At 54.3% G+C, this 21425-nt stretch carries 19 protein-coding genes; 7 read left to right on the forward strand and 12 right to left on the reverse strand.

Annotated features, from left to right (window positions below):
* Positions 1–90: 90 nt before the first annotated feature.
* The 7 genes from ACHZB8_RS15675 to ACHZB8_RS15705 all read right to left on the reverse strand — a co-directional run bounded on the left by ACHZB8_RS15675 (position 91) and on the right by ACHZB8_RS15705 (position 7732).
* The gene (locus ACHZB8_RS15675; protein WP_316861694.1) at positions 91–600 is read right to left on the reverse strand and encodes a DUF2301 domain-containing membrane protein; all 510 of its coding nucleotides are present in this window, start codon (positions 598–600) and stop codon (positions 91–93) included.
* A gap of 294 nt (positions 601–894) precedes the next feature.
* The gene (locus ACHZB8_RS15680; protein WP_316861695.1) at positions 895–3273 is read right to left on the reverse strand and encodes a glycoside hydrolase family 3 N-terminal domain-containing protein; all 2379 of its coding nucleotides are present in this window, start codon (positions 3271–3273) and stop codon (positions 895–897) included.
* 24 nt (positions 3274–3297) lie between these two features.
* Positions 3298–4458: a sn-glycerol-3-phosphate ABC transporter ATP-binding protein UgpC gene (locus tag ACHZB8_RS15685; protein ID WP_316861697.1), complete on the reverse strand. Its 1161-nt coding sequence runs from the start codon at positions 4456–4458 to the stop codon at positions 3298–3300.
* A gap of 113 nt (positions 4459–4571) precedes the next feature.
* Positions 4572–5405 carry a carbohydrate ABC transporter permease gene (locus ACHZB8_RS15690; protein WP_316861698.1) on the reverse strand — a complete coding sequence of 278 codons (834 nt, stop codon included), beginning with the start codon at positions 5403–5405 and terminating at the stop codon, positions 4572–4574.
* A gap of 3 nt (positions 5406–5408) precedes the next feature.
* Positions 5409–5864, reverse strand: a complete 456-nt coding sequence (locus ACHZB8_RS15695) for a sugar ABC transporter permease (RefSeq protein WP_316861699.1) — start codon at positions 5862–5864, stop codon at positions 5409–5411.
* A 90-nt stretch (positions 5865–5954) separates the two neighbouring features.
* Complete coding sequence (locus ACHZB8_RS15700; protein ID WP_316861701.1) at positions 5955–6338, reverse strand: sugar ABC transporter permease; 384 nt, start codon at positions 6336–6338, stop codon at positions 5955–5957.
* A gap of 101 nt (positions 6339–6439) precedes the next feature.
* Entirely contained in the window at positions 6440–7732 is a 1293-nt protein-coding gene (locus ACHZB8_RS15705; protein WP_316861703.1) for an extracellular solute-binding protein, read from the reverse strand.
* 182 nt (positions 7733–7914) lie between these two features.
* On the opposite strand from ACHZB8_RS15705, the gene ACHZB8_RS15710 reads away from it, so the two are divergent.
* Complete coding sequence (locus ACHZB8_RS15710; protein ID WP_316861704.1) at positions 7915–8076, forward strand: hypothetical protein; 162 nt, start codon at positions 7915–7917, stop codon at positions 8074–8076.
* Complete coding sequence (locus tag ACHZB8_RS15715) at positions 8073–9080, forward strand: LacI family DNA-binding transcriptional regulator (protein ID WP_316861706.1); 1008 nt, start codon at positions 8073–8075, stop codon at positions 9078–9080. The genes ACHZB8_RS15710 and ACHZB8_RS15715 overlap by 4 nt, the downstream gene beginning before the upstream one ends.
* 51 nt (positions 9081–9131) lie before the next feature.
* On the opposite strand, the gene ACHZB8_RS15720 is transcribed toward ACHZB8_RS15715, so the two are convergent.
* From ACHZB8_RS15720 to atzF, 5 genes are all read right to left on the reverse strand, one after another.
* On the reverse strand, positions 9132–9590 hold the full coding sequence (locus ACHZB8_RS15720; RefSeq protein ID WP_316861708.1) for a hypothetical protein: 459 nt from the start codon (positions 9588–9590) through the stop codon (positions 9132–9134).
* 26 nt (positions 9591–9616) lie between these two features.
* On the reverse strand, positions 9617–12478 hold the full coding sequence (locus ACHZB8_RS15725; RefSeq protein ID WP_316861709.1) for a hypothetical protein: 2862 nt from the start codon (positions 12476–12478) through the stop codon (positions 9617–9619).
* A 112-nt stretch (positions 12479–12590) separates the two neighbouring features.
* Positions 12591–13310: an RDD family protein gene (locus ACHZB8_RS15730; RefSeq protein WP_316861711.1), complete on the reverse strand. Its 720-nt coding sequence runs from the start codon at positions 13308–13310 to the stop codon at positions 12591–12593.
* 10 nt (positions 13311–13320) lie between these two features.
* The gene (locus ACHZB8_RS15735; protein ID WP_316861712.1) at positions 13321–13980 is read right to left on the reverse strand and encodes a hypothetical protein; all 660 of its coding nucleotides are present in this window, start codon (positions 13978–13980) and stop codon (positions 13321–13323) included.
* A gap of 246 nt (positions 13981–14226) precedes the next feature.
* On the reverse strand, positions 14227–16011 hold the full coding sequence (atzF, locus tag ACHZB8_RS15740; protein WP_316861714.1) for an allophanate hydrolase: 1785 nt from the start codon (positions 16009–16011) through the stop codon (positions 14227–14229).
* 121 nt (positions 16012–16132) lie between these two features.
* Between atzF and ACHZB8_RS15745 the strand changes: the two genes are divergently transcribed.
* The 5 genes from ACHZB8_RS15745 to ACHZB8_RS15765 all read left to right on the forward strand — a co-directional run bounded on the left by ACHZB8_RS15745 (position 16133) and on the right by ACHZB8_RS15765 (position 21423).
* On the forward strand, positions 16133–17041 hold the full coding sequence (locus ACHZB8_RS15745; RefSeq protein WP_316861716.1) for a LysR family transcriptional regulator: 909 nt from the start codon (positions 16133–16135) through the stop codon (positions 17039–17041).
* Positions 17042–17212: 171 nt separating this feature from the next.
* Complete coding sequence (locus ACHZB8_RS15750; RefSeq protein WP_316861718.1) at positions 17213–18340, forward strand: BMP family ABC transporter substrate-binding protein; 1128 nt, start codon at positions 17213–17215, stop codon at positions 18338–18340.
* A 3-nt stretch (positions 18341–18343) separates the two neighbouring features.
* A complete protein-coding gene (locus tag ACHZB8_RS15755; RefSeq protein ID WP_316861719.1) occupies positions 18344–19462 on the forward strand; it encodes an ABC transporter permease in 1119 nt (372 codons plus the stop codon).
* Positions 19459–20400: an ABC transporter permease gene (locus ACHZB8_RS15760; protein WP_316861720.1), complete on the forward strand. Its 942-nt coding sequence runs from the start codon at positions 19459–19461 to the stop codon at positions 20398–20400. The genes ACHZB8_RS15755 and ACHZB8_RS15760 overlap by 4 nt, the downstream gene beginning before the upstream one ends.
* Before the next feature lie 12 nt (positions 20401–20412).
* Positions 20413–21423, forward strand: a complete 1011-nt coding sequence (locus tag ACHZB8_RS15765; RefSeq protein WP_316861721.1) for a formamidase — start codon at positions 20413–20415, stop codon at positions 21421–21423.
* Positions 21424–21425 lie beyond the last annotated feature (2 nt).

A 21425-nucleotide genomic window follows, 5' to 3' on the forward strand; every position in this document is an offset into this window, starting at 1 on the left:
CTGATCCGCAAAAAGCTTGCGGACTGGACGCACTCCTCAAACAGCAGGCACCATCTGCAAGCTGTGGATCAACAGACTGGAGAATGGCAATCAGATTTCATATTTGCTCTTGTCGCCGATATCATAGTGCAAGGGCATGCGCCATTTGGCAACGCTGACGACAAGAAACAGCAGGGCCGAGATGCCTGCCAAAGTCTGCGCGACCACCGGAAAACCGAGCACCATTGCGCCCCAGAGCCCTGCCAGCAACAATGGTTGAGCCGGAAGGCCCGGCACCTTGAAACAGAAATATTCCTTGAAGCAAAGCCCGCCCAAAGTAACGAAGGCACCACCAAGACCAATCATCTCGAACCCGAAAAGATAGCAGAGCAATCCCACCCACGTCGCTGCCTGAAGGGTCATTCTGAATGACTTCATATAGATGTGAAGACAGCAGGCACAAAAAGCTGCTGCGACAAAACAAAGCTCAAGCACCGGATAGCCGGTTTGCCACGGCAGCAGCAACACCGAAGGTCCCGCAAGCAGGAACCCCAGTCGGTAGAGAATGACGGACGTATAGTCAATCCAGTCCATTTCTGACTTGATATGCGGATCTGCCAATTGATTTCCTCGCTTGTTGCCCGCGCAGGTTCACGGGGCTTTGAATGGCCTGCACCATAGACCAACAGAGCGGACGATCCCAGAGCGTTTGCTCGACAACACGCAAAAAAAGAACAATCCCCATTGCCAGAACAGGCTGCGACAATAAGGCCTGGCATTGCTTGATGGAAAAATGCCAGCCCGGAACAAATGAAGGTGGGCCAGAAAGACCCACCTTCTCCCCTCCCCACAATCTGCCGCAACCATCCGCCGTCCAAGGCCGGATATCGTGTAGCTGCGACAACAAACAAAGACCTAAAGAAGGTCGATCACGCTCTCGCTGACCATCCGCCAATCCTTGCCAAGAGTGTGAACCGATCCAGTCAAGGTGACCGAGCTTTGCAGACGAATGTCCCCGCAGGAAGCACCAACCATCAGAGTGAAGCTCCCCGGCTCGACAATCCGTTTTCCTTCAGCTCCGGTGAAGCAAAGCATGTCGGTGGGAACAGAGAAGCTGACTTTCTTGCGGCAACCGGCATCAAGCGGAACACGAACAAATGCCTTCAACTCTTTGACAGGCCGCACAAAACTGGATAGGTCATCGCGAACATAAAGCTGTGGCACAGCCACACCTGACCGTTTCCCGGTGTTGGTCACGACAAAGGAGAGACGCACCTCACCGGTTGCGCAATCAATCTCGTCTTGCTCAAGCACACAATCGGTATAGGCAAAATCGGTATAGGCCAGCCCGTGCCCGAAGGGGTAGGCCGAACCGAAGTGCCGGGCAATCGGCGTACCGGAACTTTTGAAACTGTGATTATAGTAATAAGGCGCTGCCCCTGCGCTTTTCGGGATCGACAAGGTCAACCGCCCAGACGGCTCAACCGCACCGCTGAGCACATTGGCGAGGGCAACCCCGCCCTGCTGGCCCGAGAAGAAGGTCATCACCTGAGCGGCCAACTTGTCCTCAAGCCCTCCCAGATTGTAGGGGCGCCCACTGGAGAGCACCACAATGACCGGCTTGCCAGTTGCAACCACGGCATCAAGCAATTCCTGTTGCATGCCCGGAAGCCTGAGACTGTCGACATCAGACCCCTCACCTACGGTGCCGGTCTGGAAAATCCCGGAGAGATCTCCAACGCAGACAATTGCCACATCCGCGGATTCGGCAGCGGCCACCGCTTCAGGAATCATGTCAAGACGCGTTGACAACGAGGACGCCTGCTCAAGACTGGTGCTGTCATCAACATCCCCGGGGAAGACAGGAGCCCCGGCCTTGCGTTCATCCAGAATGTTGCAACCACGTGCATAGATGATCTCGGCAGTTGCCCCCAGACAGTCTTTCAGGCCTGCAAGGGGAGTGACAATGCCTTCGATCTCCTCTTCCTCATCATTGTGAATAAGGTGAACCGGGAAGCTGTAGTCTCCCAACAGCGCCAGAGGATCATCAGCTGTCGGCCCGATGACGGCAATTCTTTTCTGCCCTGAAAGAGGCAGAATGCCATCATTGGCGAGCACGACCACCGACTGTTCCGCCACCTTACGAGCAACATCGAGTGCCCTTTGCGATTGCAGTGTCACTCCGGCATCATCCGCATAAGGCTTTTCAAACAGCCCTATCCGGAATTTCTCCATCAGAATGCGCCTCACTATTTCGTCAATGACATCTTCGGTTATGAGGCCCCTGGTCGCAGCCTCTCTCAGATCCTTGGCACAATCATCGCCCGGCAGCTCGATATCAAGCCCAGCATTGTAAGAAAGCGCGGCAGCTTCTGCCTCATCTCTGGCAACACCATGATGCTGATAAAGAAGAGATATCCCGACATAGTCCGCAACGATCAGTCCGTCAAAGCCCCAGTCCTTGCGCAAAACCTCTGTCATCAAACGACGGGACGCATGCACAGGTTCGCCGTCGATATCGTGATAGGCGGGCATCACCGAACCGGCATTGGCCAGTTTCACTGCCATTTCGAACGGCAACAGGAACATGTCGTTCAGTTCCCGCCAGCCCATATGCACTGGCGCATGATTGCGTCCGCCTTCACTGGCGGAATGGCCGGCATAATGTTTGAGTGTCGCCAAAAGATCGCGCTTTTCGCCCTGCAATCCCTTCACATAGCGGGTTGCCAAAAGTCCGCACAAATAGGGATCCTCACCGAAGGTTTCCTCTGTGCGTCCCCAGCGGGCATCACGGGCCACATCCAGAACCGGTGCCAGCCCCTGGTGACAGCCGATGGAGCGGGCTTCCTCGCCAATCGCTTTGCCCACCTCTTCGATCAGATCGGGGTTCCAGGTCGCACCATAGGCAAGAGAAGACGGAAACAGGGTTGCTCCCTTGATCATCAGGCCAGACAGGCATTCTTCGTGCGACATAACCGGAATACCGAGCCGGGTTTCCTCCAGCATGAATGTCTGCAAGGCATTGAGCGCCCGAACGCCTGCGGCCGGATCAACACTGCGGGTGCCGAGCGGACGGGTGATCTGCCCCAACCCTTGCGACAGCATCGCCCTCAAGGTGCTGGCGTCACTCTCCCCGGTAAACTGATCGCTGCGCACGCGATGCTCGCCATTCTCATCGAGAAACAGCCAGACAGCATGCATCTGCCCTATCTTTTCATCCAGCGTCATTCGGGAGAGAAGGTCACTGGTTCGGGCTTCTGGGCTCTGATTTGCGTCTTTATATAGATCTGTCATTGTCTTGGTCCTTGAACGCACACGTCAAAGTGTGACGTCATCAAAGGTCACGGATTTTGGGGAGGGATTGAGATGAACCAGAGCCTCACCCGTTGCATCGAACAGATGGCAAAGCTCCGGTTTGACCGAGAAACGGATATTACCGCGAATGGAGGACACCGCCTCGTCAGAGATCTTGGCAATCATGGGGTGATCCGATGTCTGGGCGAGGTAGAGAAAGCTGTATTCGCCAAAATTCTCGACGGAGGAAAGCGAACGGGAAATCACCTGCTCGGTCACATCCTCACCAACCGGTACCATATGCTCTGGCCGAACCCCCAGAGTGAGACTTGCACCCTTGTTCAAATGGCTGGCGGATACGGGAACGAACAGGATTTCTTCACTGTCGAGCAAGACACGGGCACCCGTATCGGTCGCCTCCATCAAGGTGACAGGAACAAAGTTCATGGAGGGAGAACCGAGAAAGCTGGCAACAAACAGGTTTTGCGGCCGGTGATAAAGCTCCAGCGGTGAGCCGATCTGCGCAATCGAGCCCTTCTTCAACACATCGTCCCCTGCCCTCAACAAAACGATCTTGTCGGCGAGCGCCATCGCTTCGGTCTGGTCATGGGTCACATAGATCATGCTGGCTTCGGGAAATTTCCGATGCAGATTGGCAATCTCGGTGCGCATGTGAACCCGCAAGGCCGCATCAAGGTTCGAAAGAGGTTCATCGAACAGAAACACCGCTGGTTGCCGGACAATCGCCCTGCCAATCGCCACGCGCTGGCGTTGACCGCCAGAAAGCTCCTTGGGTTTGCGCTCAAGCAGATTTTCGATTTGCAGGATGCGGGCTGCTTGATTGACGCGGGTCGAGATCTCGTCTTTGGGTGTCCTGGCCTGCCTGAGGCCAAAGGCCATATTCTCGAACACGCTCATATGCGGATAGAGCGCATAATTCTGGAAAACCATTGCCACACGCCGTTCGGCAGGCAACGCCTCATTCATGCGCTGACCACCGATCATCAGCTCTCCATCGGAAAGCGTCTCGATTCCGGCGATCATCCGCAGCAAGGTAGACTTGCCACACCCCGACGGGCCGAGGAAAACGCAGAATTCACCATCCCCGATATTCAGATTGATGTCGCTCAGAACCGTATGACGGCCAAATCGCTTGGTAGCATTTTCAAGGGAAATACTGGTCATATCAGAGGCTTCCTCTTGCAGATAGGTCTTTGCTCCACCGCGATGTCCATCAAGCGAACGACGGTAACAAGCTGCTGATTTCTAAAAGTGATGTGATTGTTCGGTTCCATGGCCTATCCCTTGAGAGATCCGGCCATCATGCCGTTGACGATCTTTTCCTGCCCGATTGCATAGACAAGGATCAATGGCAGAGTGCTGAGCGTGACGACAGCCAGAATGGCGGGTATGTCAGCAGCGTATTGGCCTTGGAAATCCCACACCGCCAGCGGCAGGGTTCGCGTGTCGGGCGAACTGGTCAGCACATAGGCAAAGACAAATTCGTTCCAAAGCATGATACCGTTATAGATGGCAACGGTGGAAATGCCGGGGATCGAGAGGGGGAAAAAAATCTTGAAGAAGATCTTGAACGGACCACAGCCATCAAGGAACGCCGCCTCTTCCAGCTCCTTGGGCACCTGACGCATGAATTCGGTAAGAATAAACACTGAGATTGGCAGGCTACAGGCAACATAAGGACCGATGAGTGCAAAGATCGTATCATAAAGCCCCATATTGCGGACCATCAGATAGATGGGCACAAGGGTCACATGCAAGGGCACGATCATCCCTGCAACGATCAGCCCGAACAGCAGATTGTTGAACCGGAATTTGAGCCGCGCCAGGGCATAGGCCGCCATCGAGCTGACCAGCACGATCAGAATGACCGAAATGGAAATGACGAAAACCGAATTGCGGAAATAGGTCAGAAACGCGCCGTTGAGCAACTGGATGTAATTGCCGAAATTCCAGTGCTCAGGCGGCATCCAGACCGGATTGGTATAGGTTTCCTGAAGGCTCTTGAGGCTTGTAAAAGCGACAAAGATGAAGGGCATCGTGGTTGTCAGCAGCCAGATCAGTCCGAGCACCGCAAAAATGACCCTGGAAAGCTTGAATTTCTTTTTGCTCATCGCTCACACCTCAGTTTCGAAGCGTTTGGAGACGCGCATCGAGATCGCAGCAATAACGGTAATGATCATGAACATTGCCGAGGCAATCGTACTGCCATAACCCATCTCGAATGAGTTGAAGACGGTGTGATACATGTGGGTCGCCATCATTTCAGAAGAATGCTCAGGCCCCCCGTCGGTCATCACATAGACAAGATCGAAATAGCGCATGGAGCCAATGACCGCGAGCAATACTGCCGTACGAGCGGTCCCTTGCAAATGGGGCAGTTTGAGCCGCCAGAAAATGGTGTTCTCACTTGCCCCGTCAAGATGCGCCGCTTCCACGATCTCGCGCGGAAACGAGGACAATGCGGCCAGAAACAGCACCATGTAGAAGGGAACATTCTGCCAGCAGACCACGGCAATGACAGACCCCAACGCCAGATCGGGGATCCCCAAGCCAGTCCTGTGTCCAGTCATAGAGCCCGAGTTCCGAAAGGATCGAGTTGATCGGGCCGAAATTGGGATCAAAAATATTCTTGAACAGAACCCCAAGCGCCACGCTCGACATCAATAACGTGGGATAAAATAGAGAATTTTGAGAAGACGTGAGCCCTTGGACGCCTCATCAAGCACCACCGCCAAAACAACGGCAATGGGAAGCTGAATCAGCACGGAAAAGACCGCCAGATAGACATTGTTCAGCGCCGATTGCCAGAATACCGTGTCCGAGAGCAATCGCTGCCAATTATCCAACCCGGTGAACCGGGCGCCACTGCCCAGACCGTTCCAGTCAAGAAACGAGAGTTGGAAGCTGTAGATGAGCGGATAGAGAAGAAAGACACACAAGAGCAAGATTGCCGGAGCAAGGAACACCACCGGAGCCAACATCTGGGCGCGCCGATAGGCTTTTCTTGACCGAAGCGTCATGGATTGTTCTGATCCAGCAGACATGAGTAGCGTTCCATTGTTTTGGCCAAAACCGACCGGTGCCCATGCGGACATCGGCCGGAAAGGTCGATCACAAGATCGACGGAGCATCCCCAGGAGGGAGGTTATTTACTGGCAAGATCCTTGGCAGCAGCTTCCATTTTGGCCGCAGCTTCTTCCGGTGTAATGGAAAGGCCAAGCAGTTGCTGAGTGGTATCCTTGTGAACTTCAGCCAGTGCCGGTGGCAGCTCCTGATCGTACCAGAGCTGAATGCTTGGAGCCTTGGCCACAGCTTCCATGACACCCGATAGATATGGATCTTCCACCTTCACGCCCTTGACCGGAAGGATCTTGTTGTCTTCCAGCTTGAGCTGAGCGGCTTTGTCATCGGTCTGGTACATCAACAGATCGAAAGCTTCATCCTGATAGGGACAGGCTGAATTGATGGAGATATAATTATCGCCCATGGTGCCGATCGAATTATTCGGATCGCCTTTGCCGCCTTCTACGGCTGGGAAGGTGAAGAAACTGATTTTCTTGGCAAATTCAGGATTTTCATTCTCGATGGAACCAAACTCCCAGCTCCCCATCAATTCCATCGCTGCGCGACCGGAATAAAGCAGGCGGCGCGAGCCACCGATATCATAGTCGAGCCCGTTATAGCCGCGGGCAAAGCCACCGGCCTTAACCAGATCCTGAAGCAATTCACCAGCCTTGATAAAGGTTGGATCTTCAAAAGACCCGCCTGGTTCACGATCAGCCGCTTTCTGGAACACCTCTGGGCCACCGATACGATCTGCCAGATAAACAAAGAACATCGAGCCGGGCCATTTTGCCTTGTTGGCAAGCGCGAATGGAGCGATCTTGTTCTCATTGAGAAGTTTGACCACATCCATCAGTTCGGACCATGTCTTGGGTGTTTCTATTCCGAGCTTTTCAAAAATTTCCTTGTTATAGATAATCACGGCAACCGAAGTGCCCATAACCGGCAGACCATAGATATCGCCGTTATATTTGACCGGAGAGAAACTGGCGGGCAGGAACCTGTCAGCAAAATCCTTGTTCTTCTCAAGGTAAGGCGTCAGATTGGTAACGCTGCCTGCCTTGATATATTCACGCAGAGGGCCTCCACCCCAGCTGGTAAAGACACAAGGAGCCTCATTGGCACCAAAAGCGATTTTCAGTTTGGTTTTATAAGCGTCGTTGGCAATGTGCGAATCCTCAACCTTGAAGCCAGAATGAGTAGCTTCGAAGCGATCCGCAGCGTCGCGAATGGTGGCAACGGTTCTTTCCTGAGTCTGCAAATCCCAGGATGTAATGACTTTTGTATCATCTGCTGAAGCGCTCATTGGCAAAAGGCTCGCCATGGCAACACCGCAGAGCAAACTCGTGATGCGACCCTTGATAGTTAGCTGCATCTTTTCCTCCCAAATTTTCAAGACTTGATCCGATCAAAAAGCTTGATCATTCAATCTTAGCAGTGATACGTTACCGGTAACGTTATTGTGTGTCAATCATCTTGAATTCGCCCCAAAAGCCTGTATGAAAAACAGACTGGAAACGAAAAAGCAGTTTTCTGCCATTGATGGCGATTTTCTTGATGAAATTGGGTGAAAAACTGGACGAAGGTCGTATTTTCCAGCAATCCAACCAACAGGATAACAGCAAATTGTCCAACGACCTTGTCGAAAGCAGCGCATCAACGGCCTACTTGATTGTCCGACCCCAATTTGCAACCAACGAAAAAGGCAATAGCCTGTGAAGAAACCACGCCCGACCCTTGCCGATGTTGCCAAAGTTGCCGGTGTTTCCCGGATGACAGCATCCCGTGCACTCAATGAAAAGGCTGGTGTCTCGGACAAGACCAGAGAGGACATACAGCGCATTGCCAGTGAGATGGGGTATGTTGCGAATCCCTTGGCACAGAAACTCTCCAATGGACGCACCCATATCATCGGTGTAATTGCTCAGCTTCCGACCTCCTTCACCAATGAAATGGTCATGGGCATCGGCACATCTGTTCGTAGCGCCGGATATGAAATGCTTGTCTATTTCCTGTCGGATACGGACATGCAGCCGCCATCGAGCGTCGTCAATCTGTTGCAGCAATTTGCAGATGGCATCATCGTACTGTTGCCTTACGAAGCGGACTATCTCGAAAAACTGCGCCAGGCATCCCTACCCGTGGTCACGGTAGAAAGCCTGCATGATGAACCCACCTTCCCTGCAATTATCACTGACGGATATCAGGGCGGGCGACAAGCCATGGAACATCTCATCGAGTTGGGGCATCGCAGAATTGGTTTCATCACCGGCGATCTCAAACTGATCTCGGCCAGAAGCCGTCTGAAAGCCTATAAGGACATGATTGAGCAATATGGTCTTGATGCGGATCCGGCCCTCATTTGCGAGGGGGACTATATGCAGGTAGGCGGTTATGATGCTGCGAAAAGCCTGCTGGCTATCAAGGAACGCCCAACTGCGATTTTCGCATCCAATGACATTTCTGCCCTTGGTGCCCTTTCGGCAATCAGGGAGGCCGGACTTTCGGTTCCCGAGGACATGTCCCTTGTGGGCTTTGACGACATTTCCCTGTCCGAACAGATGCACCCTGCCCTGACCACCATCCATCAGCCGCTCCAGCAAATGGGGCGATCTGCCGTCAACCTGCTCATGGCGATGATCGCGGGACTGGAAGTCCCCTTTCATCAAATCACACTGCCAACGGAATTGGTAGTCCGCCAATCAACAGCCAAACCGAAATAGCAAGCATCGGACCAGGCTTCCGAGGCTCATGGCCTCTGAGACATCTTGTCTTTATTTAACGCCAGCATTACCGATGCCGTAACGGAGTTTTTCAGGCGTCTCTCTGACAGCATGTTCCAGCTCTTGGGTCATGGGCGTCAGGGAGGTTATCTCCCCACCGTCATCGCTCACGGTGACAAAGACACGCTGTCCCTCGGCGGGATAAAAATAGATATTTCCTCCCACCATGACATTGGCTTCCTGAAACGGCGTGTCGACCGATTTGCATGTGCCGGTAAACAGCTCTCCGGTGTCTGTCGTAAGAGCGAAGTCAGTCCGAAAGCTCACTTTCTTTTCAGTATAACGCTTGCCTATATGAAGCCTTTGCACATCGACGATGACCGCAATTGCCTTGATCTTCGAGTTTTGGGAACGGTCTGCATAATGTTGCGGCGGCATCACGGCATGAACGACACCGGGATAAAGCGAAGTGGCAAGCACCGATATCAGAAGCAAGACTGTTCGAAGCATTTTCTCTGGCTCATATTTGAAAGTCATCATTGTCCTTTTTCTATCCCTTTGAGAAATCGATTGGTCATCGCCTTCATCTGAGCATCACTCATGGTCGGAATGCGATTCTTTATCTGTTTGGACCATTGATATAGTGCACGATTGGCAGAAAGAGGGCGCCCACCAACGGCTTTGGCTTCAATGACACGGCTCAGCCTGTAGCCTTTGGCCGCCTGAATGAGCCTCTCTTGCTCAGTCCCCATTTCCGGCAATTCCTCACGAAATTTGTTGGCCAGATCCTTGCGGAAGGTTTCAATCTCTCTCTTGGCAATGGGACTTGAATTTCCCGTCTCGAAAACCCTCGTCGGCTGACCGACTTCAACCGCATCATCACCGCGCAAACTATGCGTGATTTTTCCCGAATGATCGAGTTTGTCAATGCGGCCAGACGTCTGGTTCATCACGTCCTTGACTTTCAGGCCCGTCTCGGACCGAAACGCACCGGTGCCCTGATCGCCTCCATAGGCATGGGCCTTGAGATCCCTGGTCGACAATCTGCCTCCGGACACTTTCCTGACGGCCTGTTCGTAATATTGTGAAAAGAGCGTCTCCGCCTCGCGCCCCTGCGGTGTGCTTGTTCCCTTGGGAGTAAAATCGATGTCAGAAGCTCCACCGCGATAACCCGCGCCCTTCTGCGCATGACTGCCGGTATTTTCGAAATGGGTGAGATGCCCCTTGAGGTCCGGATGATCCCGATAAAGCTGTTTGACCGCACGTTCCCGGGCGGCCAGATCCAAATCATGGCGAATGGCATCGGAAACCTTTTTGGCCTTGTCTGTGAGATAGCGCGGATTTTGCTTGAGAGCTTCGATGCCTGCCTTGTAGGTTTCGCTGCCCGGATCAAGGCGCATGTGCGGATTGATCTTGCGGGCATCAAACTGGCTGCTGGCCTTGCCAAGCGTCTCGTTGAGCTTGCCTATCTTGTGAGCCGGATGATTGGCGGGCAATCTGGCCAGCAATTTCTTTTGCATATCCTGCTTGATAGCCTCAGAAGAAGAAGACCAATTGGCCTTTGTCCTTCCCGCTGCGCCAACAATATCATCCGATGTCTCCTTGGCGGCCTTCGCGGCCTCCCGCATGGATTTTGCCTTGGAAAAGGCTCCGGCGGCCAATCTGTTCAGCACGAACCCGATAGTACCCTGATAGATCCCCTCCTTGGCACCTTCCCAGATCACGGACGCCGTGGTTGAATTCGGGTCGGCCTTCTCCTTCACCGCAGCATTGTAGCTGTGCAGGGTCGCCATGGCGGCACCTCGGGTCAGAACGGTATCAAGGGTCATGGCCCCCGTCTCGACAATGAACTGCTTCATTGTATAGTCGACATTGAAAGCCACCGCCGCTTCCTGATCCTTGACGATCCTGTTCCAATCCCCCAACACGCCATCCTTGTCGGTGACATCAAGAACGCTCAGCTTGTCTTGCAAATCGCGCAGGAACCGAATGCGATCAAGATTGGTCTCTCCGACAATCAGATTTTCGATCCGTTCATCAAGCTCCCTTTTGCGGTCCGCCACGCGCCTGAACACCTCTGGCTGAAGTTTCCCCTTTTCTTCCGATTTCTGCCAGGCGTCATAGAGCCGCTTGACGTCCTCGTCCTGCCCCTGAGAGGGCTGATCATTCAGCGCCTTGATGTGGACACGGCGATCTCGCTCCTGTTCATAGAGATTGCGACCGATCCAGCCGCCATCTTCATCACTCCAGACCTCGCCAAGCTCATTCTCGTCGCCATCTTCCGGACGGTCCGATCTGTCGACGGCCTCTTTGTCTTGATCGTCATTTGAAGCGATATCCTGATCCTGCCGAGTGGGCGGAATAAAGTCGCCTTTGTCCTCGGAATAGATCCAGCCCTTGTCATCCCGCGCCCCTTCCCGGGGCTCGAACTCGGCAAACCCGTCCTTTTCGACATAGCGCCAGCCACGATCTTCAAAATCCTGCTTCCAAGCGTCAAACCTGTCGACTGGTTGACCGCTCTGGCTTTCGGAATTGGGCTGCTCCTCGCCAATAGCCTGATTTTTCAAGGCATCTTCAAGCGCAATCGTTCCCTCACCGCCAGAAAGAGTAACGGGCTTGCGAGGCGGCAAGCCGTTGCCCTGCGCGACCTCATCGGCATTGCTCGCCGGATCTCCAAGCCCACGCTCTGTCATTTCCGCTTGGATTGTCTCTGTGGTGATCGCAGGGTCTGGCTTGGCACCAAGCGAAGGATCGAAGCGATAGGTGGCACTCGTGCTGACGTGCCTCATATCGGGATGCACCTCATAGTCTTTCCAAACGCCCGTAAGATAAGTGAAGCCATCCTCAGACTTCATTTCATTGAACTGGCGCGTTTCGCTTCTCTTCGTCATCAAAAGGACAATCATGCCATCGGGAGACAGTGTCCCGGTCACGTTGCCGTCTTCATATCCCTTGCTATAAAGCCCATCCTGAATTCCCTTGCGTCCATCACTCCATGTCCGGTCTGTTCTGATATAACGCCCCTTGAACGCACCATCGCGAACACTTCCCTGTGCTTCTTCGCTCCATTTGGAGCGAACAAACCCTCCTCCCCCATCAGGAGAAGCAGTTGTCGAGACGCAATGAAGTCTGAAGCGATCACCGCGGACAAACAACTTGCCACAATCACCGGATTCAGAAGTCATGCCGGACGAGACCTGATCTTTCGTCCAGTGCACTTGATTGCCATTGACAAGATTGGTGCTTCCCTTAAGGACCACAGCATCAAAATTCTCTGGATATGACACCGGCTCCTTTGCCTCAAGGCTGAAGCTGAAGCCGAAGAAGCCGAAGAAGCCGACAAAGACAGCAGCGAGGGGCAAGCTGATGGTCGAATAGCTACCGGCAAGATGTGCCATGTCTTTCCCTCCCCGCTGTCTGTCTTCGTTATTGGTCTTCGCTTGTCGTCCCCACCTGTCGTCCCCGCCTGTTATTCATGGCAACAGAGCGCTTTCAGCACCCTCGCAGACTCTAGACATCCCAGGCATCCCTGCCTTTCTTGACACCCCAGGAAGACCGAAACTTCGCTTTGCCGTCTTGCTCAGGATCAGGGGCCTTTTTGTCACCGGAGCGATAGACATAGGCATCGCCCTGAACTGCCTTTGTCTTGCGAATGACCACCGTTTCTGCGATCCGGTCACCCAGACGCTGCTTGCGATCAGATCGCATCATCAGGATGATACCGATCAGATAGAAGAAGAAGCCATCGATGATGCGAAGAAAATTGCGGATGAACGCCTGCCGCATGGAACAGGCAGATCCATCGGTTGAAACAACCTTGATACCCATCACCATTTTGCCGAAGGACTGACCGCCGCGCCCCTCGGTGAGCATAAAATACAAAAGCGAGGCAAAGAAACTCAACGCCATGACGACCACAGCCGGCGTTCCCTCCAGGGCAAAGCCTTCATCGGTCACCCCACCGACATTTTCGGCCACTTGCATGCCGATGACATAGAAGATTATGAAAACGATGATCAGATCGACCAGATGGGCAACAAAGCGTTTGCCGAACCCCACATAGGGAGATGCCTGGCCATCTGAAATGCCCGAAGATGTATTTTGGCCCATCTTCGGATCAGAATGTGATTGGGCACCTCCGACATCCGATGCCGTTAGCGAGGAACCGCAAGAGGGACAGAATTTGGCATTATCCGGAATGTTGGTGCCGCATTGAGTACAAAATGTCATGTCTCTCCCCCTATTTCAGTGGCTCGTCATAAAAGCGGATTGAATTGAAAATGGACCAGACAAACAACTCATTGCGCTCTGATTGCGTTGCCTGAGTAAGAAAGCCAAATCGATAAATCAGGTATTTTGTCTCGATGAAGAAAGCGAATTCATGCAGCAGCTTGCCGCTTTTCTGGTCCGGATACTCTATGTGATAGAACTCATAGTCATGGCCATCCTGCCTGTCCTTGAACTGATAGAGCAGGCGCTGAGACGCAATGCTTGTGTCCCGATAGGATTCTGTCATGGCGTCCAGGGATGAATAATCGGTCTTGGCTCCGAGAAAAACCCCAAGCAACATCCCGATAGGGGGATCCTCGCCACTCGTCTTGTCGGCACCGACAAACAACAAGGAAAAGCCGTTTTCTTCTTCAATCAATTGGCTTTGCCAAAAGTCCGGGATTGCCAATCGAAACCCAATGGGTTTTGTCCTGTCCCCTGCCATGTAAGCAGGAAGACCAACATCCCGGCTATCAGCCCAGCGATATGGGAAGGGCGCATCGTCGGGCAGGCTCGCGGCCTTTGTAAGGTCTGCCACCCAAAACAGAACGAAAGCCAGCATCACCGGCAACAAAGGCAGGCCCGTGATGCCCGGTTTGCAATGGACGGGGAAAAAGCGACTTGCTTGCATGTCTCGGCCCTCTTTTGCGAGAGGCGGCATCAAACAGAGATTGTTTAAGTGCTTGTCTTTTCACTTCTGTGATCAGCGCTCTAGCCTTGCAACCTTTCGCACCATGATATCATTAAGACAGTTTCCGCCGATTGATGCACAATGTCACTTGGACATCTGTAGCAATAAAAAGAAATAATTAAGCATACAGACCTTTTCGAGATACCTAATGCCGCCTTTTTGCGGGGAGCCGGTTGCAGACCGCGGTCATTCTTTCATGAAGCGGCGCCAACTTCCAATCGCGGTGATATCTTCCGCTCCCTCAGCTCCTGAGGCTTCGCAAATGAACCCGCAGACCTCTTCGCCGCTGGCCAGCTCAACCTTTCCAAGTCCGAGAGGTGCGGGAATTCCGGCAAGGAACGAACCGAGTTCAACAAGCGGCATGGCCCAAACCTCAACCGCAACGCCGTTGACCTGTTGTTCGGTTGTCCGGATCATTCCGGGGCGTTTGACACCTTCCCCGGCCAGTGAATAGAAGCGATAGAACGGTGCCGAAGTCGTCTCTTCGAGCAAAAACGCCCCCCTGTCCGTCAGCTGCCAGTTGAGAGGCAGGCCCTCAAGATGCGCACCACAGACCGCCAGTTTGACATGTCCGGCAGGAAGCTCGGCAACGGGGTGTCTGTCAGGCAACGACCAGGATGTTGCGCCAAGCTTTCTTTCTCCTGCCCCTTCAAGGCAAGTGGAAAGCGAAGCTATCAGAGCATCTTTTCCAGAACGTGCCAGCAGGGTCACGCTGCCCGGTCGCCCATCGGAGCGAGCAGGGATCGGCACGGCCAGCCCGCACATGTCAAGCAGGTTGACGAAATTGGTGTAGGTGCCAAGATTGGAATTGGGCGTTACCGGATCAGCCTCCAGATCTGCAACCGAATAGAAGGTCGGAATGGAGGGAACACAAAGCAAGTCGAGCCTGTCCAGCAGAGGCTCGACTTTGCGGCTCAGCTCCCTGAGGCGATAAAAACCCCTGAATGCATCCGTCGCGGTCAGATTGTTGGCCTTGCCGACAATCTTTCGTGTGACGGCAAGGATCGCTTCGGGATCATCAGCCATCAGCTGTTCGATGACACTGTTGCGTTCGGCAACCCATGCCCCCTCATAGAGCATCTCGGCGATGTCATAAAAGGGCGTAAAATCAAGGGGCTCCACTTTATGCCCAGCCGCTTCCAGAAGCGCGATGCCTTGCGCGAATGAGGCTGCCTGCGCATCGTCTCCCATGAACTTGATGCTGTCCTTGTTCGGAATGCCGATTGTAAGAGGCGTTTTGATGGAAAAAAGCCCCGGCGCCTCGATGGCTTTTGAATAGGCGTCCTTTTCATCAAAACCGCAAGCCACCTGATGCACGCGATAGGCGTCCTCAACAGTGAGGGCAAATGCAGAAATCGTCTCGGTTGATCGACAGGCTGGCACGGACCCCGACGCAGACCATGATCCAAGTGAGGGTTTCAGGCCGACAATATTGTTAAGCGCTGCCGGAACGCGCCCCGATCCTGCGGTGTCGGTTCCAAGAGCAAATGAGACAATCCCATGGGCGACACTCACCCCCGATCCCCCTGACGATCCGCCGGGTACGATAGCGGGATCCAGTGCGTTTTTCGGCGCGCCATAGGGCGTGCGGACACCGACCAGACCGGTGGCGAACTGATCAAGATTGGTCTTGCCAATGACAATCGCCCCGGCCTTGCGCAGTCTGGCCACGACAAAAGCATCTTCCGATGGCGCATATTCCCAAGCCGGACAGGCCGCTGTTGTTGGCAGACCAGCAACATCAATATTGTCTTTCACTGCGAAAGGAATACCCCACAAAGGTTTCTCGGAATCGAATTTCCCCAGTGCCTTTGCCTCTCCCAAAACGTCCTGTTCATCGCGCAAGGTGATGAATATCCCCGGATCGGCGACCTCCGCAATCCGGGCATAAACCGCAGCAATGATCTCTTCAGGAGGGGTACCTTCCGCATAGGCCTTGTGGAGATCCGAAATCGTCATGGGCGTGGTCATAGCTTCGTTTCCTCTTTGGTTCTGCTAAAGACATTGCCCGATCAGACCGAAAACTCTATTGCTATTATTTCACAAAACTGGTGCATCAAATGCAACGCTCATTTCATCGCAGGAGGAGAGCATGAAACATCTCCAGGACTTCCGATATATTGAGGCGGTCATGCGCGCAGGCTCCATTCGCAAGGCAGCCGACGACATGAACATCACCGCCTCAGCGCTCAACCGACGCATTCAGCGCTTCGAGAGCGAGTTCGGCTATGAAATTTTTGAACGTATGCCACGCGGTGTTCGCCTCAACCCCGCCGGAGAGTTGTTGCTACAGCATTTCCGCTCCCAGCAATCAGACCTCAAGCGGGTGCAAAGCCAGGTCGCCGATCTGGCGGGTGAACGACGAGGACATATATCCATTGCCTGCTCGCAAGCCCTGAGCCCCTACTTTCTCCCGGCCCATATCTCAGCCTATCGCACCGAGCATCCCGGTGTGACATTCAGCGTCAATATCAGAGACAGGGCGGCGGCAGAACAGGACCTGATCACCTTCAAGAGCGATTTGGCGCTGGTGCTGGAACCGGTTCATATGGTTGACTTTTCGGTCCTCTCCGCAATTCCGCAAGTGGTAAACGCGGTCATGCGCAAGGATCATCCTCTGGCTGCGCAATCGGAAGTGCGGCTTAGAGAATGCCTTGACTATCCCCATGTCATGCCCTCCTCTGCCTATGCAGTACGGCATATGTTGGAAAGAGCCCTCGCAGGAACCTCACGGACATTACAGCCGGTCATCCAGTCCGATTCCTTTGATTTCATGCGCCACTATGTCGAGTTCGAAGACGCCATCAGTTTTCAGATTTCCATCGGGTTGCGCCTTACCGAACAGAGCGGTCTCATCAGTCGCCCGATTTCAACCCGCGACATGCCTGCCGGATCTCTTCTGCTTGGCCAGATGAAGGGGAGAACCCTTCCGATTGCCTCGGCCCGCTTTGCCGAAACTCTGATTGTTGCCATGGAACGGCTCAACACCGGTCAAACATGACCAGAATGGCGGAGCGATGCATTTTATGCACCGGACTTGGGAAAAAATAGCAGAAGCCAGAAGCGCAAGACATCGCTACTCTTTCAACATCAAAGCAATCACCTGTCCAACAAAAATCAGGACGACCCAGCGCATTCTCATTGCTTACCTGTTATTTCGGAGAGAAATCCAATGAAGAAAACCCTTATTTCCCCCTTTTCTCGTCGTAGCTTCCTGAAGACAACAGGAGCTCTTGTCGCGACAACGGCAATGCCATTTGGAATGCGTGCAGCATTTGCTGCTGGCAAACTGACAGTCGGCTTCGTCTATGTCGGCGCAAAGGACGACTATGGCTACAACCAGGCTCATGCGGAAGGCGCAGCGGCCGTCAAGGCCATGGAAGGCGTCACTGTTCTGGAAGAAGAAAATGTTCCTGAATCGGTTGATGTGGTCAACACGATGGAATCTATGATCAACTTCGATGGAGCCGCCCTGCTGTTCCCGACGTCCTTCGGCTATTATGACCCCTATATCAAAGAAACCGCCCCCAAATATGCTGACGTCCGCTTCCAGCATTGTGGCGGCCTCTGGAAAGAAGGCGACCCTTCCAACGCGGGCTCCTATTTCGGCTATATCGGCATGGGGCAGTATCTGAATGGTGTTGTTGCGGGACACATGACCAAGAGCAAGAAAATCGGCTTCGTTGCCGCCAAACCGATCCCTCAGGTGCTCAACAACATCAACTCCTTCCTGCTGGGGGCTCGCGCTGTTGATCCCGAAATCACCTGTCAGGTCATCTTCACCGGCAACTGGTCTCTGCCAGTCAAGGAAGCCGAAGCCACCAACGCTCTTGCCGACCAGGGTGCCGATGTCATCACCTGCCATGTTGACGGCCCGAAAGTTGTTGTTGAAACCGCTGCGGCCCGTGGCTGCTATGTCTGTGGCTATCATGTCGACCAGAGCACACTGGCTCCCGAAAAATACCTTACCGGCGCAGAATGGAACTGGCCACATGTCTACACCGACTTTGTCAAAAAGGCGCTCGCTGGCGAACCGATTGACAACTTCGTTCGCGGTGGTTTAACGGATGGCTTCATTAAAATGTCTCCACTCGGCCCATCTGTCACGGAAGCTGCCGCCAAGCAGTTCGAAGCCGTCAAGGCCGAAATCATGAAAGGCGGATTTGCTGCAATCAAGGGCCCGCTCAAAGACAACAAGGGCAACGTGGTTGCGACCGCCGGACAGGCATTCCCTGAAACCGACATTGCGCTGGAATCCATGGATTATCTGGTGGAAGGTGTCATCGGCTCGACGAACTGATACATGACCAACATTTCCCAAAATGACGTGGCGGCCACCGGCCGCCACCCTGCTCTTCCAAGCTGGGTCATCGGAAGGATTGAATCCTTCGGCATTCCCCTGCTTGCCTTGATCGCAGGGTCCATACTCTTCTCGCTCTTCCTGATGACAGAGGGAAAATCTCCGTTGGAGTTCTTCTCTCTTGTCTGGCGCGCCGCCTTCAGTTCGGCCTTTTCCTGGAAGAACACTCTGTCTCACGTCAGCCCCCTGCTGATGGCCGCTCTGTGCGTAGCCATTCCTGCCAGACTGGGCCTGATGGTGATCGGAGGTGAAGGTGCAATCATTCTGGGAGGTCTGGCTGCCGCCGTTGTTGGCGCAAGCTGCGGCACATATCCGGCATTCATCGGCTTTGCCTTGATGATCATCGCCTCCTTTCTGGTTGGCGGCATTTGGATCGGCACCGTCGGAGCCTTGCGCGTCAAGCGCGGCGTCAATGAAACCATTTCCTCTCTTCTCATGGCCTATATCGCAACGGCCATCTTCAATCAGCTGGTCGAGAGCGTCTTCCGCGATCCTGCAAGTCTCAACAAACCAGCGACCATGCCCATCCCCGATGTGTTGCGGGTTACCGATCTCCCGTTTCTGAGCACCCATTGGGGGGTTCCCGTCGGGATCCTTGTCTGCATTGCCTGCTATTTCCTTTTGGAACGCACGACCGTCGGCTTTGCCGCTCGCGTTACGGGAGACAATATCCGTGCAGCTCAGGTTCAGGGTTTGCCGGTCTCCCGACTGGTGATCGGTTTCACCGGCCTTGCCGGAGGCCTCGCAGGTCTTGGCGGTTTTTTTGAAGTGTCCGCGATTTATGGCAATGCCAACGACTCCCTCATTTCCGGTGTCGGAAACACGGGCATTCTGGTGGCCTTTCTGGCGCGCCACCATCCTCTGGCCATCATCCCCGTTGCACTTCTGTTTGGTGGCATCGAAGCGTCCAGCGGTCTGGTGCAGCGCCGCATGGATCTACCCGACGCCACCATTCTGGTGTTTGAAGGGTGTATTTTCATTCTCGTGCTACTGAGCGAAACCCTTTATGGCCGCTCGGACAGCCTCATCCGCAAGATCCTGATTGCAGCGAGGGCAAAATGACAGACGCTTCAGCACTCGGTTCGGCCTTGGGCATGTGGGGCGTGCCCCTCGCAATTCTCGGCGGAGCCATCCGCGTCTCAACCCCGTTCCTTTTCGTTTCCCTTGGCGAATGCCTCACCGAGCGATCGGGGCGCATCAATCTGGGGCTGGAAGGAACACTGGTCATTGGCGCCATGACTGGCTACGCCATGTCTTATCATTCCGGCTCTCCCTTCGTGGGGGTGGCCTGTGCAGCCTTGGCGGGCCTTGCCTTCGGTCTTGTGCATGGGTGGCTTTGCAGCTTTCGCCACGTCAACGATATTGCCGTTGGCATTTCCTTGATGATCGTCGGTCTCGGCCTCGCCTTTTACTTCGGCAAACCCTACATCCAGCCTTCGGCGCCACGCTTGCCGTCCATCCCGTTCGGCTGGTGGTCCGACATTCCGCAGGTCCAGGCAGCGTTACAGGTCAATGTTCTGTTCATCGCAGGTGCCATTCTGGCCTTCGTCATGGCCTGGATGTTCCGCAACACCAGCATCGGCCTGACGGTACGGGTCGTTGGCGACAGCACCGACGCCGCCCGCACTCTGGGCATCCGCCCCACGCGCGTCCGCATTCTCTCGACTGCAGTCGGCGGGGCCTTTGCCGGGGTCGGCGGATCCTACCTTTCTCTCTATTACCCAGGCAGCTGGAGCGAGGGCATAGCCTCGGGGCAGGGTCTGATGGCCGTGGCACTGGTCATTTTCGCCCGCTGGAACCCGATCAACTGTTTTTGGGCGGCCCTGTTGTTCGGCGGAGCCGGAGCGATAGGCCCGGCCCTGCAATCTGTAGGTATCACACAAGGATATTATCTATTCTACGCCGCCCCTTACGTCCTGACCCTTGGCATTCTGGTTGCAACCTCCTCAACCGAACGCGCCATGACAGGAGCGCCGGGCGAATTGAGCATCACCAAATAACGGAGCATGAGCATGAGCGGATTAAGTGGTTTGAACGTGTCGGAGAAAGGTGTCGGCATCGGCCTTGTCCAGTTGCAGCTGCCGGTCGTCGAAACCAAGGCAGACCTGACGGCTCAAACGGCCCGCGTTGTCGAACTGGTTGGCAAGGCCCGCCGCAATCAGCCGGGCATGGATCTGGTGGTGTTCCCCGAATATGCTCTTCATGGCCTTTCCATGGATATCAATCCGGAAATCATGTGCACGATGGATGGCCCGGAAGTGGCCGCCATGCGTCAGGCCTGCATCGACAACAGGATCTGGGGGTGTTTCTCCATCATGGAACTCAACCCCGGCGGCATGCCCTATAACAGCGGCATCATCTTTGACGATCAGGGCAATCTGAAACTCTATTACCGCAAGATGCATCCATGGGTGCCCGTGGAGCCATGGGAACCGGGCGATGGTGGTATCCCCGTCTGCGATGGTCCCAAGGGATCGAAGATCGCGCTCATCATCTGCCACGATGGCATGTTCCCCGAAATGGCCCGCGAATGCGCCTACAAGGGGGCTGAGATCATGATCCGCACCGCTGGCTACACGGCACCTCTGCGCGAGGCCTGGCGCTTCACCAACCAGTCCAACGCCTTCTGCAATCTGATGGTTACGGCGAACGTCTGCATGTGCGGTTCGGACGGAACGTTTGATTCCATGGGCGAAGGCATGATCTGCAATTTCGATGGCACCATTCTCTCCCATGGCACGACCGGACGCGCAGATGAGATCATAACCGCCGAAGTCCGCCCTGATCTCGTGCGCGAAGCCCGCATCGGATGGGGCGTTGAGAACAATATCTACCAATTCGGCCACCGCGGCTATGTCGCAGTAAAAGGCGGAGCGCAGGATTGCCCCTATACCTATATGCAAGACCTCGCAGCCGGAAACTATCGTCTTCCGTGGGAAGATGAGATCAAGGTCACCGATGGCACAAGCTGCGGCTTTGGTGAACCCACCCGCCTTTATGGCGAAACAGAGAAGGATCAATAATC

The organism is uncultured Cohaesibacter sp. (assembly GCF_963556055.3).
GTDB lineage: Bacteria > Pseudomonadota > Alphaproteobacteria > Rhizobiales > Cohaesibacteraceae > Cohaesibacter.

Bases quoted from the DNA above. Each gene is read 5' to 3' on its own strand.
- ACHZB8_RS15680 (WP_316861695.1), bottom strand. From the start codon at position 3,273: ATGACAGATCTATATAAAGACGCAAATCAGAGCCCAGAAGCCCGAACC.
- ACHZB8_RS15685 (WP_316861697.1), bottom strand. From the start codon at position 4,458: ATGACCAGTATTTCCCTTGAAAATGCTACCAAGCGATTTGGCCGTCAT.
- ACHZB8_RS15690 (WP_316861698.1), bottom strand. From the start codon at position 5,405: ATGAGCAAAAAGAAATTCAAGCTTTCCAGGGTCATTTTTGCGGTGCTC.
- ACHZB8_RS15695 (WP_316861699.1), bottom strand. From the start codon at position 5,864: ATGACTGGACACAGGACTGGCTTGGGGATCCCCGATCTGGCGTTGGGG.
- ACHZB8_RS15700 (WP_316861701.1), bottom strand. From the start codon at position 6,338: ATGTCTGCTGGATCAGAACAATCCATGACGCTTCGGTCAAGAAAAGCC.
- ACHZB8_RS15705 (WP_316861703.1), bottom strand. From the start codon at position 7,732: ATGCAGCTAACTATCAAGGGTCGCATCACGAGTTTGCTCTGCGGTGTT.
- ACHZB8_RS15710 (WP_316861704.1), top strand. From the start codon at position 7,915: ATGAAATTGGGTGAAAAACTGGACGAAGGTCGTATTTTCCAGCAATCC.
- ACHZB8_RS15720 (WP_316861708.1), bottom strand. From the start codon at position 9,590: ATGCTTCGAACAGTCTTGCTTCTGATATCGGTGCTTGCCACTTCGCTT.
- ACHZB8_RS15725 (WP_316861709.1), bottom strand. From the start codon at position 12,478: ATGGCACATCTTGCCGGTAGCTATTCGACCATCAGCTTGCCCCTCGCT.
- ACHZB8_RS15730 (WP_316861711.1), bottom strand. From the start codon at position 13,310: ATGACATTTTGTACTCAATGCGGCACCAACATTCCGGATAATGCCAAA.
- ACHZB8_RS15735 (WP_316861712.1), bottom strand. From the start codon at position 13,980: ATGCAAGCAAGTCGCTTTTTCCCCGTCCATTGCAAACCGGGCATCACG.
- atzF (WP_316861714.1), bottom strand. From the start codon at position 16,011: ATGACCACGCCCATGACGATTTCGGATCTCCACAAGGCCTATGCGGAA.
- ACHZB8_RS15745 (WP_316861716.1), top strand. From the start codon at position 16,133: ATGAAACATCTCCAGGACTTCCGATATATTGAGGCGGTCATGCGCGCA.
- ACHZB8_RS15750 (WP_316861718.1), top strand. From the start codon at position 17,213: ATGAAGAAAACCCTTATTTCCCCCTTTTCTCGTCGTAGCTTCCTGAAG.
- ACHZB8_RS15755 (WP_316861719.1), top strand. From the start codon at position 18,344: ATGACCAACATTTCCCAAAATGACGTGGCGGCCACCGGCCGCCACCCT.
- ACHZB8_RS15760 (WP_316861720.1), top strand. From the start codon at position 19,459: ATGACAGACGCTTCAGCACTCGGTTCGGCCTTGGGCATGTGGGGCGTG.
- ACHZB8_RS15765 (WP_316861721.1), top strand. From the start codon at position 20,413: ATGAGCGGATTAAGTGGTTTGAACGTGTCGGAGAAAGGTGTCGGCATC.